Below are 17005 nucleotides of genomic sequence, written 5' to 3' on the forward strand. Positions count from 1 at the left end.
TCGCTTTGCCCATCCTTTACCATTGGCGGACGACTCCGAATGTCGGCATCTCCACGATCTTCGACATCTTCATCTTCACGAAAGGTGTGAGCGTCCGCCCATGGGCGAGCCTCCCAGTCCCGACGCGCGACATCGCGCGAACCTCCCTGCCCTGTCCGATCATGGGACGGAGGTGACCCGATGACCGAAGTGCTTCTGCTGCTGGTGGCGATCCTGCTGTCGCTCGCCTGTGGTGCCTTCGTCGCGGCCGAGTTCTCGCTGACCACCGTCGAGCGCGGCGAGCTGGAGCGCGCGGTCGAGCGCGGTGAGCGGGGCGCCTCGGGTGCCCTGAAGGCCGTACGGAATCTGACGTTCCAGCTGTCCGGGGCGCAGCTCGGCATCACCGTCACCAACCTGGTCGTCGGCATGCTCTCCGAGCCGTCGATCGCCGCGCTGATCGCGGGCCCGCTCGAATCGCTGGGCATCTCGCACTCCGCGTCGCGGTCCGTCGCGCTGGTGCTGGGTACGGCGTTGTCGACGGTGTTCCTGATGGTCGTGGGCGAGCTGGTGCCCAAGAACTGGGCGATCTCCTCGCCGCTGGCCGTGGCCAAACGGGTGGGGAACGCGCAGCGCTGGTTCAGTGCCGCGTTCCGCCCGTTCATCAGCCATCTGAACAACACGGCGAACCATGTGGTGCGGGCCTTCGGTCTGGAGCCAGCCGAGGAGCTGGCGTCCGCGCGCGGTCCGCAGGAGCTGGCCGCGCTGGCCCGGCACTCCGCCAAGGCGGGCGCGCTGGAGCCGGACACGGCCGAACTGTTCGTACGGACCCTCAACCTCGCCGACCTCACCGCGGAGAACGTGATGACGCCCCGCGTCCAGGTCGTCGCCCTCGACGCCCAGGCGACCTGCGAGGACGTGGCGAACGCGACGCGGGCGACCGGGCTGTCCCGGTTCCCGGTCTTCCGGGGCAACCTCGACGAGGTCGTCGGCACCGTGCACATCAAGGACGTCCTGGCGGTGCCGGCCGACCGACGGGCCCGCTTCCCCCTCGCCGAGGTGATGCGCGAACCCCTCCTCGTCCCGGAGTCCCTGACCGTGGACCGTCTCCTGGACCGGCTGTCCGGCAAGCGCACGATGGCGGTCGTCATCGACGAGTACGGCGGTACGGCCGGGGTCGCGACCCTGGAGGACATCGTCGAGGAGGTCGTGGGCGAGGTGCGGGACGAGCACGACCCGCACGAGACGCCCGACCTGGCCCCGGCCGGGGCGGACGACGACGGCCGCACGCTGTACTCGGCGGACGGCGCCGCCCGGATGGACCAGCTCGCGCGCGTGGGTCTGCGGGCGCCCGAGGGGCCGTACGAGACGCTGGCCGGTCTGGTCGCCAATGAGCTGGGGCGGATTCCGGAGGTCGGGGACGTCGTCGAGGTCGCCGGTTGGCGGATCGACGTGGTGGACGCGTCGGGGCGCAGGGCGGCGCGGCTGCTGTTGCACGCGCCGGTGGACGAGGCCGGTTCCGACCCCGACTCCGACCCCGGCACCGGTTCCGACTCTGGTTCCGACTCCGCGAAGGGGGAGCTGTGACCGCCGTACAACTGCTGATCGGGTTGGCGACGCTGGTCGTCAACGCCTTCTTCGTGGCTGCCGAGTTCGCGTTGATCTCGGTGCGCCGCAGCCAGATCGAGCCGTACGCCGAGGACGGTGACCGGCGGGCCAAGAGCGTGCTGTGGGGGCTGCAGCACGTGTCCGCGCTGATGGCCGCGGCCCAACTCGGCATCACGCTCTGCACGTTGGTGCTCGGTATCGTCGCGGAACCGGCGATCGCGCATCTGCTGGAACCGGTGTTCCACGCGGTCGGTGTCCCGGAGAGCGCAGGGCACGCCGTGTCCTTCGTGATCGCGCTGGCGGCGGCGACCTACCTGCACATGCTGCTCGGCGAGATGGTCCCGAAGAACATCGCCCTGGCCGAACCGGTCCGCAGCGCGCTGTTGCTGGGACCGCCGCTGGTGACGCTGTCCCGGGCGCTGCGCCCGGTGATCTTCACGATCAACTCGTTCGCCAACACACTCCTCAAACTCCTGCGCGTCGAGGTCAAGGACGAGGTCACCGCGTCCTTCTCGGACGCCGAACTCGCCCGGATCGTACGGGACTCCGGCGAGGCGGGACTCATCGACGAACGGGCCCTGGAGCGGCTGAACGACGCGCTGGAACTGGGTCGGCGGCCCGTGCGGGACGTAGTACTCCCCTTGGAACACGTCGACTACGTAGTCGCCGGCATCACCCCGGCCGAGCTGGAGGTGCTGTCGGCCGAGTCCGGCTTCTCCCGCTTCCCGGTGGTGGACGGCGAGCGCCGGATCATCGGCTACCTGCACGTCAAGGACGCGCTGGACGCCTCGCCGCGCAACGAGCCGTTCAAGGTCGAGGACATGCGCTCCATCGCGAACGTGAAGCAGGACACCCCGCTGGACGACGTCCTCACCGCGATGCGCAGCAGCCGTACCCATCTCGCAGCGGTCCTCGACGAGGAGGACCGCCTGACCGGCCTGGTGACCATGGAGGACGTACTGCGGGAGCTGTTCGGGCAGCGGGCGTGAGGGGTTAGAGGTGAGGGGGGCCGTCGATCCGGGGGCGGCCTCGGGCTTATGGCTGGCTGGTCCGGGGCGGGCGGCAGCTCGATGCGCGACGGGTGGGCGGCATGCCATGAGCTCCGCGCGGGACGCGCCGGAGCCTGGCTGGTCAGTCGGGCTGGTTCCCGACCGGTGGCGTTCTCGACGGGTGGGAGGCCAGGGGCTGGGCGAGTGGCTTCGTGAACCCGCGAGCCCCGCGAGGGACGCCTCGGAGCCCGGCCACTGGCTCGGGCTCGTTCCCGACCGGTGGCAGGCCTAGGGCTCGGCGAGTGACTTCGCGGGCCCGCGTCCGACAGTGGGGCTGGCCCCGGCGGGCCCCCGGCGCCAGCCCGACCGGTCGTCGTGGAGGCCGACCTACCGGCGGGTATGGAGGCGAGTTATCCTCTTCGTCGCCATGCAGACGAATCCCACGCACACCAGCCTGGTCGCGATCGGCGACTCCTTCACCGAGGGCATGTCGGACCTGCTCCCGGACGGTACCTACCGGGGCTGGGCCGACCTCCTCGCCGGCCGGATGGCCGCGCGGACGCCCGGCTTCCGGTACGCCAACCTCGCCGTGCGCGGCAAGCTGATCGCGCAGATCGTCGAGGAGCAGGTCGGCCCGGCGGCCGCCATGCAGCCCGATGTGATCACGCTGGTGGGCGGCCTGAACGACACCCTGCGCCCCAAGTGCGACATGGGCCGCGTCCGCGCGCTGCTGGAGGAGGCCGTCGAACGCCTCACCCCCGCCTGCAAGCACCTGGTGCTGATGCGCAGCCCCGGTCGCCAGGGCCCGGTCCTGGAGCGCTTCCGCCCGCGCATGGAGGAACTCTTCACCTGCGTGGACGACGTGGCCGCCCGCCACGGCGCCCTCGTCGTCGACCTCTACGGCGCCCCCTCACTCGCCGACCCGCGCGCGTGGGACGTCGATCGTCTCCACCTCACGGATGAGGGCCACCGCCGCGTCGCCGAGGCGGTCTGGCAGACCCTCGGCTACGAACCCCAGGACCCGGAGTGGCGCACCCCGATGCCCCCGACCCCGCCCCCGAACTGGACCGCCCGCCGCATCGAAGACGCCCGCTTCACCCGCCAGTACCTCCTCCCCTGGATCGGCCGCCGCCTGACCGGCCGCTCCTCGGGAGACGGCCTCTCCCCGAAGCGCCCGGACCTGCTCCCCTACGAGGGCCCTGCGGCGTAACTCCCCATGCCGACGCGGGTGATCAACGTCAGGGGCCGTATCCACGAGTACGGCCCCCGGCTCGAACTCGCCCCGAAGGACATCGTCTACGTCGGCCGCCGCTGGACCCTCGGCGGCTGGGACCTCCCCCGCCACCCGCTCTACAACCCCTTCGCCTACGACACCCCCACGCGCCGCCGGGACGGCACGCGCGCGGAGGTGATGGCGAAGTACCGGGCGTATCTGCTGGAGCGGCCTGAACTGCTGGGGCTGGTACCGGAGTTGCGGGGGCGGGTGCTGGCTTGTTGGTGCGCGCCGCTGGATTGTCATGCGGGGGTGCTGGCGGAGCTCGCCGACGCGGGACAGTGACGGACGTCTCGTAGCTTCCGACGAAGGAGGCCGTGTCGCTGGCCTGCACGAATCGCCAGTAGAATCCGTACACGTGACTTCCGCTCCCGCCAAGCCCCGCATCCCGAACGTCCTCGCCGGACGTTACGCCTCCACCGAGCTCGCCACGCTCTGGTCCCCCGAGCAGAAGGTGAAGCTGGAACGGCAGCTCTGGCTCGCCGTGCTGCGGGCCCAGAAGGACCTCGGCATCGAGGTGCCGGACGCTGCGATCACGGACTACGAGCGTGTGCTCGACCAGGTCGACCTGGCCTCGATCGCCGAGCGCGAGAAGGTCACGCGGCACGATGTGAAGGCGCGGATCGAGGAGTTCAACGACCTCGCCGGGCACGAGCAGGTGCACAAGGGCATGACGTCCCGGGACCTGACGGAGAACGTCGAGCAGTTGCAGATCCGGCTCTCGCTGGAGCTGATGCGCGACCGTACCGTGGCCGTTCTGGCGCGGCTCGGGAAGCTGGCCGGTGAGTACGGCGAGCTGGTCATGGCCGGTCGCTCGCACAACGTGGCCGCGCAGGCCACCACCCTCGGCAAGCGTTTCGCGACCGCCGCCGACGAGCTGCTTGTCGCCCACGGGCGGGTGGAAGAGCTGCTCGGTCGTTACCCGCTGCGTGGCATCAAGGGCCCGGTGGGCACGGCGCAGGACATGCTCGACCTGCTCGGCGGCGACGCGGCGAAGCTCGCGGAGCTGGAGCAGCGGATCGCCTCCCACCTGGGCTTCTCGCAGGCGTTCACCTCGGTCGGCCAGGTGTACCCACGCTCGCTGGACTACGAGGTCGTGACCGCGCTGGTGCAGGTCGCGGCGGCGCCCTCGTCGCTCGCGAAGACGATCCGGCTGATGGCCGGGCACGAGCTGGTCACCGAGGGCTTCAAGCCGGGCCAGGTCGGTTCCTCCGCGATGCCGCACAAGATGAACACCCGCTCCTGCGAGCGCGTCAACGGCCTGATGGTCATCCTGCGCGGCTACGCGTCGATGACCGGCGAGCTGGCGGGCGACCAGTGGAACGAGGGCGATGTCTCGTGCTCGGTGGTGCGCCGGGTGGCCCTCCCCGACGCGTTCTTCGCGCTCGACGGGCTGCTGGAGACCTTCCTGACCGTGCTCGACGAGTTCGGCGCGTTCCCGGCCGTCGTCGCGCGTGAGCTGGACCGCTATCTGCCGTTCCTCGCAACGACCAAGGTGCTGATGGCCGCGGTCCGCGCCGGTGTCGGCCGCGAGGTCGCGCACGAGGCCATCAAGGAGAACGCCGTCGCCTCCGCGCTGGCCATGCGCGAGCAGGGCGCCGAGCGCAACGAGCTGCTGGACAAGCTCGCAGCCGACGAGCGCATCCCGCTCGACCGCGCCCAGTTGGACGCCCTGATGGCCGACAAACTGTCCTTCACGGGCGCCGCCGCCGACCAGGTCGCCGTCATCGTCGCCCGCGTCGAGGAACTCGCGAAGCAGCACCCGGAGGCCGCGGGTTACACCCCGGGGGCGATCCTCTGACCCGCTTCACCCAGGCCGAGCTGGAGGCCGCCCGCGACCGTCTCGTACCGGACGTCGTCGCGGACGGCCTCGGCGTGCTGTTCTGCGGCATCAACCCCGGTCTGATGACGGCGGCCACGGGCCACCACTTCGCCCGCCCCGGCAACCGCTTCTGGCCGGTGCTGCATCTCTCCGCCTTCACCCCGAGGCTCATGAAGCCGGAGGAACAAGGGGAGTTGCTGTCGTACGGGCTCGGCATCACGAACGTGGTGGCGCGGGCGACGGCCCGTGCCGACGAGTTGAGTGCGGAGGAGTACCGCGAGGGCGGGCAACTCCTCGCGTCGAAGCTCACGGGGTGGAAGCCGCGGTGGCTGGCCGTACTCGGGGTGACCGCGTACCGGGCCGCGTTCGACGACAAGAAGGCCCAAGTGGGGCCGCAGGAGCGGGTGTTCGGGGACACGCGGGTGTGGGTTCTGCCGAATCCGAGCGGATTGAACGCGCATTGGACTGCGGCGACGATGGCCGAGGAGTTCGGGCGGCTGCGGGTGGCGGCACAGGGCTAGCGCGTCACGGCGGGTCCATCTCCGTGACCGCTGCCAGGAGTTGGATCTCGTCCTGGTCGTCCCGGTCGGCGACGCCGAGAGCTATCCAACGGCCGGTGTCCTCCGCCTGCCACACGTTCAGTACGTCGGTGCGGAGGGCCAGCGTGGCCCAGGGCTCCGGTATCTCCTCGCCCCGCCCTATGCGCTCTCTCACCGTGAGCTGGCCCCACGGGAGTTGCTCCGCCCAACGGTCGTTCAGCCGCTGGGCGATCCCCTGCAGATAGGCCTGGACATCGTCCGCCGTCCGCTCCCGCGACCCGTCAGGCGGCACCGGGCCCGTCTCTAACTCCACCAGGAAGTAACCCTGCCCTGCGGGGAACTCCTGGGCGCAGAGCCGGTAGATCGTGGCGAGGTCCTTCGCGATGTCCATGTGATCCAGTAAAGCGGTTGCCACTGACATTTGGCGGGGCGTCAGTGCCCGCACGGGGCCAAACGTTCCGGCACTTTCGCCGTCAGGCGTCCCGGCGCCGTATGCTCCACGCCCCCGCCGCCAACGCCGCCGCGGCCCACAGCGCCGTCACCCCGAGGCCGACCCACGGCCCCATCGCCCCGTCCCAGGTCTGGTGGAGCGCCACCTGGCCGGCCCGGTCGGGAAGGAGGTCCGCGATGTCGCTCGACGCGTCGCCGACCACGAAGGACACGATGAGCAGGAACGGGATGACGATGCTCAGCGTCGCCACTCCACTGCGCAGCACCGCCGTGAGACCGGCCGCGAGCAGTGCCATCAGCGTGAGGTAGACGGCGCAGCCGACCACACCGCGCACCTGCTCGGCCCCGCCGAGCCCGTCGGCCTCGGCACCGAGCACCGCCCTGCCGACGGCCAGCGTCACCCCACCGGTGACCAGGCCGACGATGAACACCGGCACCGCGATCGCCACCGCCTTGGCCGCAAACCACCGCGCCCGGTTGGGCACCGCCGCCAGCGACAGCCGTAGTGCTCCGCCCTGGAACTCGGAGGACACGGCGGTCGTGCCGAAGGCGATGGCCGCGATCTGGCCGAAGGCCACGCCGAAGAAGACCGCGAACAGCGGGTCGAAGTCGTCGCCTCCGGTGTCGGACGAGGCGAGTGCCGAGAACAGTGCCGTCATCGCGGGGATCATGGCAAGGGCCGCGATCTGTGAGCGCAGGGTGCGGATCTTGATCCACTCGGAGTGGAACACGGGCGTGAATGCCATGGTCAGGCCTCCTGGTGCGGTGCGGTGAACTCGGTCTCGGTGGCTGTCAGGTCGAGATAGGCCTGCTCCAACGTGCCCTCGGCGGCGGCCAGTTCGAGGATCGGTACGCCGGCCACGGACAACAGGGCGCCGATCTCGTCCACGCGTGCGTGCGCCACGGTCCAGTGCCCTTCCTCGTGCTCCACGGCGTCGTGACCACCTCCGGCGAGCGCGCTCTTGAGGGCGCCGGCGTCCGTCGTACGGATGCGTACGTGGGGTTGCACGCGCGCGTCGATGAAGTCCCGCATCGGGGTGTCGGCGAGGACGCGGCCGCGCCCGAGGACCACGAGGTGGTCGGCGAAGGTGGCGGTCTCGTTCATCAGGTGGCTGGAGACCAGGACCGTGCGGCCCTCCGCCGCCAGCCGGCGCAGCAACTCCCGGATCCAGACGATGCCTTCAGGATCCAGGCCGTTCGACGGCTCATCCAGCAGGACCACCTCGGGGTCACCCAGGAGGGCACCGGCGATGCCCAGCCGTTGGCGCATCCCCAGGGAGTACGTCTTCACCCGGCGCCGCGCGACCGACACGAGTCCCGTCTCCTCCAGCACCGCGTCGACCCGGGCGACCGGGATGCGGTTGCTCGCCGCCAGGGCGTGCAGATGGTCGCGGGCGGTACGGGAGCCGTGCGCCGCCTGCGCGTCGAGCAGGGCGCCCACGTGGCGCAGCGGCTCGGCAAGCGCGGCGTAGGGGCGGCCTCCGATGGTGGCGGTTCCGGAGGTGGGCCGGTCGAGGGCGAGGACGAGGCGCATGGTGGTGGACTTTCCGGCGCCGTTGGGGCCGAGGAAGCCGGTGACCTTGCCGGGGCGGACGTCGAAGGTGACGTGGTCCACGGCCCGCCGGGTGCCGTACTCCTTGGTGAGGTCTTGTACGTCGATGCTGGTCATGGCCAACAGCCTTGCCGTTCAAGGGGGTTGGGTCCTCCCCCGACCGTGGAGATCGTCTCCCCCGCCCGGGGGAGGCCGATTGTCGGTGCCGGCTGTCACGATGTCGGAATGGCCCGCTTCCTGCGCCCGCTGCTCCGGGGGACGACGTACACGCGTCTGCTGCACCTCTGGGTGCCGATGCTGATCACCGCCGTGTGGATCTTGATCAGTCCGGCGACCCCGTACGCACCCGCGCTCGCGCTGATCCCGGTCGCCCTGATCCCGGCCGTGCGGATCGGGGAGGGAGTGCAGGCGCGGCTGTTGCTGACACCGGGACAGGAGGACCCGAGCATCTCCGTGGGGCCGTCGGTGACGTGGCGGGACCGCGGCCGCACCATGCTGTGGCTGGAGGCCCGGATGGTTCTGGGCTGGGTGACCGCGTTCGCCTGCGTCTGGCTGCCGATCATCGCTTTCCAGTTCATCGAGGTCGCACGCGGGCGCGTGCCCGACGACGTCTGGCTTCTCAAGGAGGCGACGCCACACGGCTGGTACGCCCTGCTGGTACCCCTTCCTCTGATCGCCCTGTACGCGGCCGTGGTCGGCCTCGGCGCGTTGGCCACGTTCCTGGCCCGGAAGTTGCTCGGCCCCTCGCGCGCGGAGCAGCTCGCCGCCCTGGAGGAGCGCACCGAGCAGCTGCTGGAACGCACGCGTATCGCACGGGAGTTGCACGACTCCATCGGTCACGCGCTCACCGTGGCGGTGGTGCAGGCGGGCGCTGCCCGCGCGGCGGGCGACCCGGAGTTCACCGAGCGGGCGTTGGGTGCCATCGAGGAGACCGGACGGGCCGCGCTGGAGGATCTGGAGCGGGTGTTGGGCGTACTGCGGGAGGCGGAGCGGCCGGTGAGCAGTCGGCCGACACTCGTGGACGCCGACCGGCTGCTGGAGTCGGCGCGGGCCTCCGGGGCGAAAGTCGACGCCGAGGTGACCGGACCGTTGGAGACGGTGCCGGGGCCGGTCTCCCGGGAGGGGTACCGGATTCTGCAGGAGGCGCTGACCAATGTGCTGCGGCACGCGGGGTCCGTGCCCGTACGGGTCCGTATCGGCGTCACCGACGGCACCCTCGATCTGGAGGTCCGCAATCCGCTGACGGCGGCGATATCCGGGCCGGGACGCGGCAGTGGTCTACGGGGCATACGCGAACGGGCCGCACTGCTCGGCGGGCGGGCGTACACCGGGCCCGACGAGGGTGACTGGCAGGTGCACGCGGAGCTGCCGCTGAGCTGATCTAGGCTGGCCGGATGCCGGTCACCGTGCTCCTGGTCGACGACGAACCCCTCGTACGCGCGGGTCTGCGGGCCGTGTTGGAGGCGCAGCCGGACATCGAGGTGGTCGGGGAGGCCGCCGACGGCGCCGCGGTGATCCCGCTGGTGCGGCAACTGCGGCCGGACGTGGTCGCCATGGACGTGCGGATGCCGCTCCTGGACGGCATCGAGGCCACGCGCGCGGTGCTGCGGACGGTCGCCGATCCGCCGAAGATCCTGGTCATCACGACCTTCGAGAACGACGAATACGTCTACGAGGCACTGCGGGCCGGCGCCGACGGGTTCCTGCTGAAGCGGGCGCGGCCGGCCGAGATCGTGCACGCGGTGCGGCTGGTGGCCGAGGGCGAGTCGCTGCTGTTCCCGGCCTCCGTACGGCAGTTGGCCGCCGAGTACGGCGACGGCGGCGGGAACCGGGCGGCCCGCGCGGTGATGGAGCGGGCCCAACTGACCGAGCGTGAGGCCGAGGTGCTGCGGCTGATGGCGCGCGGTTTGTCGAACGCGGAGATCGCCGCCCGGCTGGTCGTCGGGACCGAGACGGTGAAGTCCCATGTGAGCGCCGTGCTGGCGAAGCTGGGGGCGCGGGACCGGACGCAGGCGGTGATCGCGGCGTACGAGTCGGGGTTCGTGGCGCCGGGGTGACGTGGTGGGCCGGACGGGTCGGGGGCGCCCGGCACTCGCCGGGGTCCGCCGCGCCGAGTACGATCCGCCCAACACGCGCACGAGCTGGGAGGACAGACCTTGGCGGGGCTGACCGGCGGGGACCCCTCGCTGCTGCGGAGGATCAACTCCGCGGTGGTGTTGCACGCGTTGCGTGCCACGGACTGCGCCACGCTGACGGAGATCACCCGGGTGACCGGTCTGTCCCGGCCGACCGTCGAGGGCGTCGTCGAGGGACTGATCGAGGCCGGACTGGTCGTCGAGAAGGCGCCCGACGAGAGCGTTGTACGGCGGCAGGGGCGGCCCGCACGACGGTTCAGGTTCCGGGCTGAGGCCGGGCATCTGCTGGGCCTGGAGATCGGCGCACATCGCGTCGCGGTGCTCCTCGCCGACCTGGATGGCCGGGTGCTCGGCGCGATCGCCAAGGACGTCGACGAGACGGCTTCGGCGGACGAGCGCCTTGAGCGGCTGCGCACCGCTGTCGCCGAGCTGCTGCGCCGGGCCGGGGTCGCGCGCGGCTCGCTGCGGGCGGTGGGCGTCGCCACGCCGGGCATCGTCGAGGCGGACGGCACCGTACGGCTGGGCACCGCGTTGCCCCAGTGGACGGGGCTGCACCTGGGCGAGCGGTTGAGCCGGTCCTTCAAGTGCCCTGTGCTGGTGGAGAACGACGCCAACGCGGCGGCGGTCGCCGAGCACTGGAAGGGTGCGGCGACCGAGTCCGACGACATGGTGATGGTGCTGGCCGGGTTGAGTCCGGGTGCCGGTTCGCTCATCGGGGGGCGGTTGCACCGGGGGTATCGCGGGGCGGCCGGGGAGATCGGCGCGCTGCATCTGCTGGGGCGGGACGTGACTCCGGAGACGTTGCTCTCCACTACGGACGAGCCGCTGCATCCCTTGGACGAGCAGGCGGTCGCGAAGGTCTTCGCGCTGGCCCGTGACGGTGACCAGCGGGCGCGGGCGGCTGTCGACCGGTTCATCCAGCGCCTTGTGCACGATGTCGCCGCGCTGGTGCTCGCCCTTGATCCGGAGCTGGTCGTGGTGGGTGGGTGGGCTGCCGGGTTGGACGGTGTACTGGAGCCGTTGCGGCGGGAGTTGGCGCGGTATTGCCTGCGGCCGCCGAAGGTTGCCCTGTCGCTGCTCGGGGAGGCCGCTGCGGCAACTGGGGCGCTGCGGTTGGCTCTTGACCATGTTGAGGAGCAACTGTTCGCGGTCGAGGGCACGGTGACGCGGCGCTAGCTTGGCGGTGGGGTTGTTTTTTGGGTGCCGGTCCGTTGTGGCTGGCCTCGGTGGTTGTTTTTTGGGTGCGGCGCCGTTGGGCTGGGCGCGGTGGTCGTTTGTCGGGTGCGGCTCCGTTGTGGGTGGGCGCGATGGTCGTGTGTCGAGTGCGGCGCCGTTGGGGCTGGTCGCGCAGTTCCCCGCGCCCCTTTGGGGTGTTGGCGTGCAGGGCGCTGAGAAGGGAACGCGTCGTAACTCCGGGCGCAAGGGGCGGCTGCTGCGACATCGCGGCTGAGCCACACATCGACACAGCCCCGCGCCCCTTTGGGGTGCTGCCGTGCAGGGAACTGAGAAGGGAACATGTCGCGCTCCGGGCGCAAGGGGCGGCTGCTGCGGCGTCGTGGGTGGGCGCGCCCGCGCGGCTGAGCCGCACATCGATACCGCCCCGCGCCTCTTTGGGGTGCTGCCCCGCCCGGCACAGAAACACTTCCGTCACGGAAAACGCGTCGCGCCCCGGAGTGGTTCCGGGGCGCGACGGTTCGGCAGTGATCTTGGTCAGGAGGCCTGGCGTTCTGGGCCGTGGTGGATTTCTACGCCTCCGGAGTCGGCGAAGGTCAGGCGGCAGGTGTCCGCGCGGTAGGTCGCGACGGAGACCGCGGCGGTGCGGCCCTCGGCGAAGAAGCGGGTGGTGACGACGAGGACCGGGGCTCCGGGGAGGCGGTCCAGTTCCTTGGCGTCGTCCGCGCGGGCCGAGCCGAGTTCGACGGCGCGGTCCTGGCCCTCCAGTTCGAGGCGCTGCAACTCGCGCAGGACGGCACGCGCGCGTGCCGTCGCCGAGGGAGTGTCTATGGCGGAGAGGTCGGGTACCGACGACTCCGGGATGTAGAGCAGCTCGGCGGCGACCGGCTGGCCGTGGCTCACCCGGGAGCGCCGCACGGTGTGCACCAGTTCCTCGGAACCGGTCTCCAGGACGTCCGCGACGGCCGCCGGCGGAGCCGCCAGCACACAGTCGACGGACTGCCAGGCGTCCTCCCCGGCGCCCGGCCAGGCGTGCTGCTCGGTGCCGACGGCGACACCCACGCGCGGCGGCGCGACGGTCGTACCGACCCCACGACGGCGCTGCAGCCTGCCTTCCAGTTCGAGTTGTTCCAGAGCCTGCCGGAGCGTGGCCCGGGCGACGCCGAAGCGGGCCGCCAGGTCTCGCTCGTTGGGCAGGATCTCGCCAACGGAGAACTCGGAGTCCAGTGCCTCACTCAGCACTGTCTTGAGATGCCAGTACTTCGGCTCCGGCACCGATTCCAACTGCGTGGTCCCCACCCTGTCCTCCGCAATCGCCGTGTTCCGGCGGCGTTTTAGCGCCCTTGTTTATTAAAGGTTGTTTCACTTATCTGCGACCATAGGACGGCCCCCACCCTTGGTCAAGACCAATCCTCTATGTCATATGCAATGCACAGAGCGTCTGCCGCAGAGCGTTCACAAGGCGTTCGTACTGGGTGTTCTTCGTGACGTAACAGCAAAGCCCCCGTCGCGAAACGGGGGCCCCGCGCGGGCTGCGGCTAAGCGGAAGCCAGTGATCGAAGCTTGTCGGGGTTGCGGACGATGTAGACGGAGCGGATGCGTCCGGCGGATACGTCCACCTGGAGGACGCTGTCGGGCGTGTCACCCGAAAGGATCAGTACCGCGGGTCCGCCGTTGAGTTCGAGGAAGCGGAACGACATCTCCGGGACGCCCTTCTCGGCCACGGCGACCAGGAAGCGGCCCACATTGTCGGCACTCTCCAGGACACGCAGCGGCGCCTGGGACTTGCCGCCGCTGTCGCCGATCAGACGGACGTCCGGGGCAAGCATGGCCATGAGGCCGGCCAGGTCGCCCTCGCCCGCCGCGGCGAGGAACCGCTCGGTGAGATCGCGGCGTTGGGCGGGGTCGACCTCGTAGCGCGGGCGCCGCTCGTCGACGTGTTTGCGGGCCCGTCCGGCGAGTTGGCGCACCGCCGGCTCACCCCGGTCCAACATGGCCGCGATGTCGGCGTACGGGTAACCGAACGCCTCCCTGAGGACGAACACGGCCCGTTCCAGCGGCGACAGCGACTCCAGGACGACGAGTACGGCGAGGGAGACGGAGTCGGCGAGGACGGCGCGCTCGGCGGTGTCGGGGACGGTGTCCCCGAAGTCGGTGACGTACGGCTCGGGCAGCCACGGGCCCACGTAGGTCTCGCCGCGTGCCTTGACCTGGCGGAGTCGGTCGATCGCGAGGCGGGTCGTGACGCGCACCAAGTAGGCGCGCGGTTCGCGGACGCCGGCGCGGTCGGCGGCGGACCAGCGCAGCCAGGCCTCCTGGACCACGTCCTCGGCGTCGGCCACCCGCCCGAGCATGCGGTAGGCGACTCCCATGAGGACGGGTCGGTGCTCTTCGAAGACATCGGTCGGGGTGTCGGTGGTCACCACCTCATCCCATGCGCTGGGCGCTGCCCTGTCCAGCAGAAAACCGCCTGCCTCAAGGTCCCCGACGCCTGGGGCTACCGGTGAGTAGCAGTTACTGACAAGCTGTCTACACAGCCTGTACGGCGTCTGCCAGCGTGTCCCAGACGAGGAGCATCCCCATGTCCGCCACCGTCTCCTTCCCGGTCCCCACTCCGCAGGGCCCGAAGACCGTGACCGTGTCCTACGCGCGCGTGGGTCACGGCGAACCACTCCTCCTGCTGCACGGCATAGGTCACCACCGGCAGGCCTGGGACCCGGTGGTGGACATCCTGGCGACCGAGCGCGATGTGATCGCCGTGGACCTGCCCGGGTTCGGCGCCTCGCCCGCGCTCCCGGAGGGGCTGGCGTACGACCTGACCACGACGGCGGCCGTGTTCAGGGGCTTCTGCGAGGAGCTGGGGCTCGAACGTCCGCATGTCGCGGGCAACTCGCTCGGCGGCCTGATGGCCCTGGAACTGGGCCGCGAGAAGGTCGTACGGTCCGTCACCGCCCTCTCCCCCGCCGGATTCTGGTCCCAGGCCGAGCGTCGCTACGCCTTCGGTGTGCTGCTCACCATGCGGCAGATCGCCCGCCGGCTGCCCCTCCCGCTGGTCGAGAAACTCGCCCGCACGACGGCCGGCCGCACGGCCCTCACCAGCACCATCTACGCCCGCCCCGGCCGCCGTTCACCCGAGGCCGTGGTCGCCGAGACGCTCGCACTGGTCAACGCCCCCGGGTTCGACGACACGCTCCGGGCGGGTACGAGCGTCCGGTTCACCGACGACATCCCCGGCATCCCGGTGACCGTGGCCTGGGGGACGCAGGACCGGCTGCTGCTGCGCCGCCAGGGCGTCCGCGCCAAGCAGTTGATCCCCCGGTCCCGGCTCGTTCGGCTGCCGGGTTGCGGGCACTGCCCGATGAACGACGACCCGGCCCTGGTCGCACGCGTCATCCTCGACGGCAGCCGCTGACCGACGCGGCACCGGCCCCAACGCCCCCGATCCCAGGGCGACTCCGGCGCCGACAAAGGCGCTGCCGACGACCGTGACAACCGCCGCCTGCCACAACAGCGCGGCGGCCTCTGTCCCCTCGGGGTAACGCGGCCAGGCGGTTCCGTCGAGGACGAGCCCGGCCCTTGGTCCTGGGGTACGCGCACCTGTCCCCCGGACGGATCCGTGCAGGCATACGTCTGATGGCCGGCGCCGTACGCCCGTAGTGAGCCTCCGACGTCGCACGCGGTCCCCCATGTCACCGCGTTCCGTTGTTCACCCCTGGTTTGCGTGTGCGCTGTGGCGCACCAGTAGTTGTGGCAGTGCACCCTGACCGCAGCCCGTCCGTGGAGGCGCAACCCCATGTCGCATCGTCCGTTCCCCGCCCGCCGTAGCGTCCTGCGCGGCTCCCTCGCCGCGTCGGCGGCCCTGACCGTGCCCGCCGCTCTCGGCGCCGCCCCGGCCTTCGCCCTGTCCGGGCGTCCCAAGGCGGGCTGGGGCGTGCAGGCGGGGGACGTAACCTCCGACTCCGGGCTCGTGTGGGTGCGTTCGGACCGCCCCGCGCGGATGATCGTGGAGACCTCGGCCACCGAGTCGTTCCGCAATCCGCACCGGTGGCACGGTCCGCTGCTCGGCTCGGACACCGACTTCACCGGCACCACCCGGCTGCGCGGGCTGCCCTCGGGGCAGCAGATCCACTACCGGGTCCTGCTCGCCGACCCCGACGACCCCCGTCGTACGGGCGAGCCGGTCGACGGCACGTTCCGCACGGTGCCGACCGGGCGGCGCGGCGTGCGTTTCCTGTGGTCCGGTGACCTGGCGGGGCAGGGCTGGGGCATCAACCCCGACCTCGGCGGCTACCGGATCTACGACGCGATGGCCAAGCTGGACCCGGACTTCTTCGTGTGCAGCGGCGACAACATCTACGCCGACGGTCCGATCACGGCGACCCAGGCGCTGCCCGACGGCAGCCTCTACAGGAACGTCACCACGGAGGAGAAGTCCAAGGTCGCCGAGACCCTGGCCGAGTTCCGCGGGAACTTCCGCTACAACCTGCTCGACGAGAACCTGAAGCGGTTCAACGCCCAGGTGCCGTCGATCATCCAGTGGGACGACCACGAGGTGCGCAACAACTGGTACCCGGGCGAGGTGATCGCCGCCTCCGACACGCGCTACACCGAGAAGAACGTCGACGTCATGGCGGTGCGCGCCCGGCGTGCGTTCAGCGAGTACTTCCCGATCTCGACGCTGCGGCCGGGCGCCGAGGAGGGCCGCGTCCAGCGGGTGATGCGGCACGGTCCGCTGCTCGACGTGTTCGTCCTGGACATGCGGACCTACCGCAACGCCAACTCGCCCGACAAACAGACCGTGGACCCGCAGGGCATCCTCGGCCGGGAGCAACTGGAGTGGCTCAAGCGGGAGTTGTCCCGGTCACGTGCGGTGTGGAAGGTGATCGCCGCCGACATGCCGCTCGGCCTGGTCGTGCCCGATGCCACCGAGGGCAAGGCGAACATCGAGGCCGTCGCACAGGGCGACCCGGGCGCGCCGCTCGGGCGTGAGCTGCAGATCGCCGAGCTGCTGCGCTACATCAAGCACCGTCGGATCACCGGCACCGTGTGGCTGACGGCCGACGTGCACCACACCTCCGCCCAGCACTACCAGCCCTCTCGGGCCGCGTTCACCGACTTCGAGCCGTTCTGGGAGTTCGTCTCCGGTCCGCTGAACGCGGGCGCCTTCCCGGCCAGCGACCTCGACAACACCTTCGGTCCGGAGCGGGTGTTCGTGAAGGCGCCGACCGCGCAGAACGTGTCGCCGGCCGAGGGCTACCAGTTCTTCGGCGAGGTCGACATCGACGGCCACAGCGGGGAGTTGACGGTCCGTCTGCGCGAGCAGGACGGCACCGTGCTGTTCACCAAGACCCTGCAGCCGGGACGGGCCGGCCAGTAACTCCACTACCCTCGTACCTGAGCCGCGCACCGGCGTCATCCCCCGGTGCGCGGCGCGCGGCGAAGCGTGCCAACTCCCCGCCGCCGAACACGTTTCCGCAGGTCAGGCCGA

The 17005-nt window shown here is 70.9% G+C and carries 16 protein-coding genes; 11 read left to right on the forward strand and 5 right to left on the reverse strand.

Annotation, left to right across the window (positions count from 1 at the left end):
- Positions 1-180: 180 nt before the first annotated feature.
- The 6 genes from ACIBK4_RS25835 (at position 181) to mug (ending at position 6189) form a co-directional block, all read left to right on the forward strand.
- Positions 181-1563 (forward strand): hemolysin family protein, encoded by a 1383-nt coding sequence (locus ACIBK4_RS25835; RefSeq protein ID WP_398997941.1) that lies wholly within the window; start codon positions 181-183, stop codon positions 1561-1563.
- Complete coding sequence (locus tag ACIBK4_RS25840) at positions 1560-2573, forward strand: hemolysin family protein (RefSeq protein WP_398997943.1); 1014 nt, start codon at positions 1560-1562, stop codon at positions 2571-2573. Before ACIBK4_RS25835 ends, ACIBK4_RS25840 begins: the two co-directional genes overlap by 4 nt.
- Before the next feature lie 427 nt (positions 2574-3000).
- Entirely contained in the window at positions 3001-3783 is a 783-nt protein-coding gene (locus ACIBK4_RS25845; protein WP_398997945.1) for an SGNH/GDSL hydrolase family protein, read from the forward strand.
- Positions 3784-3789: 6 nt separating this feature from the next.
- Positions 3790-4131: a DUF4326 domain-containing protein gene (locus ACIBK4_RS25850; protein ID WP_398997947.1), complete on the forward strand. Its 342-nt coding sequence runs from the start codon at positions 3790-3792 to the stop codon at positions 4129-4131.
- A 73-nt stretch (positions 4132-4204) separates the two neighbouring features.
- Positions 4205-5647, forward strand: a complete 1443-nt coding sequence (purB, locus tag ACIBK4_RS25855) for an adenylosuccinate lyase (protein WP_398997949.1) — start codon at positions 4205-4207, stop codon at positions 5645-5647.
- Positions 5644-6189, forward strand: a complete 546-nt coding sequence (gene mug, locus ACIBK4_RS25860; RefSeq protein WP_398998287.1) for a G/U mismatch-specific DNA glycosylase — start codon at positions 5644-5646, stop codon at positions 6187-6189. The genes purB and mug overlap by 4 nt, the downstream gene beginning before the upstream one ends.
- Before the next feature lie 4 nt (positions 6190-6193).
- On the opposite strand, the gene ACIBK4_RS25865 is transcribed toward mug, so the two are convergent.
- From ACIBK4_RS25865 to ACIBK4_RS25875, 3 genes are all read right to left on the reverse strand, one after another.
- Positions 6194-6598, reverse strand: coding sequence for a hypothetical protein (locus ACIBK4_RS25865; protein WP_398997951.1), 405 nt, complete (start codon positions 6596-6598; stop codon positions 6194-6196).
- Between the two features lie 82 nt (positions 6599-6680).
- A complete protein-coding gene (locus ACIBK4_RS25870; RefSeq protein ID WP_398997953.1) occupies positions 6681-7403 on the reverse strand; it encodes an ABC transporter permease subunit in 723 nt (240 codons plus the stop codon).
- 2 nt (positions 7404-7405) lie between these two features.
- Positions 7406-8326 (reverse strand): ATP-binding cassette domain-containing protein, encoded by a 921-nt coding sequence (locus ACIBK4_RS25875; RefSeq protein WP_398997955.1) that lies wholly within the window; start codon positions 8324-8326, stop codon positions 7406-7408.
- A 108-nt stretch (positions 8327-8434) separates the two neighbouring features.
- Here ACIBK4_RS25875 and ACIBK4_RS25880 point away from each other — a divergent pair, with 108 nt between their 5' ends.
- The 3 genes from ACIBK4_RS25880 (at position 8435) to ACIBK4_RS25890 (ending at position 11520) form a co-directional block, all read left to right on the forward strand.
- Entirely contained in the window at positions 8435-9589 is a 1155-nt protein-coding gene (locus ACIBK4_RS25880; RefSeq protein ID WP_398997957.1) for a sensor histidine kinase, read from the forward strand.
- Positions 9590-9603: 14 nt separating this feature from the next.
- Positions 9604-10266 (forward strand): response regulator, encoded by a 663-nt coding sequence (locus ACIBK4_RS25885; RefSeq protein WP_398997959.1) that lies wholly within the window; start codon positions 9604-9606, stop codon positions 10264-10266.
- A 99-nt stretch (positions 10267-10365) separates the two neighbouring features.
- Entirely contained in the window at positions 10366-11520 is a 1155-nt protein-coding gene (locus ACIBK4_RS25890) for an ROK family transcriptional regulator (RefSeq protein WP_398997960.1), read from the forward strand.
- Between the two features lie 534 nt (positions 11521-12054).
- Here ACIBK4_RS25890 and ACIBK4_RS25895 read toward each other — a convergent pair.
- Complete coding sequence (locus ACIBK4_RS25895) at positions 12055-12816, reverse strand: GntR family transcriptional regulator (protein ID WP_033283475.1); 762 nt, start codon at positions 12814-12816, stop codon at positions 12055-12057.
- Positions 12817-13055: 239 nt separating this feature from the next.
- Positions 13056-13940, reverse strand: a complete 885-nt coding sequence (locus ACIBK4_RS25900) for an RNA polymerase sigma-70 factor (RefSeq protein WP_398997963.1) — start codon at positions 13938-13940, stop codon at positions 13056-13058.
- Between the two features lie 158 nt (positions 13941-14098).
- On the opposite strand from ACIBK4_RS25900, the gene ACIBK4_RS25905 reads away from it, so the two are divergent.
- Both ACIBK4_RS25905 and ACIBK4_RS25910 read left to right on the forward strand, forming a co-directional pair.
- A complete protein-coding gene (locus ACIBK4_RS25905; protein ID WP_398997965.1) occupies positions 14099-14929 on the forward strand; it encodes an alpha/beta fold hydrolase in 831 nt (276 codons plus the stop codon).
- A gap of 381 nt (positions 14930-15310) precedes the next feature.
- Positions 15311-16894, forward strand: coding sequence for an alkaline phosphatase D family protein (locus tag ACIBK4_RS25910; RefSeq protein WP_398997967.1), 1584 nt, complete (start codon positions 15311-15313; stop codon positions 16892-16894).
- Positions 16895-17005 lie beyond the last annotated feature (111 nt).

Source organism: Streptomyces sp. NPDC050528 (assembly GCF_044457795.1).
Taxonomy (GTDB): domain Bacteria; phylum Actinomycetota; class Actinomycetes; order Streptomycetales; family Streptomycetaceae; genus Streptomyces.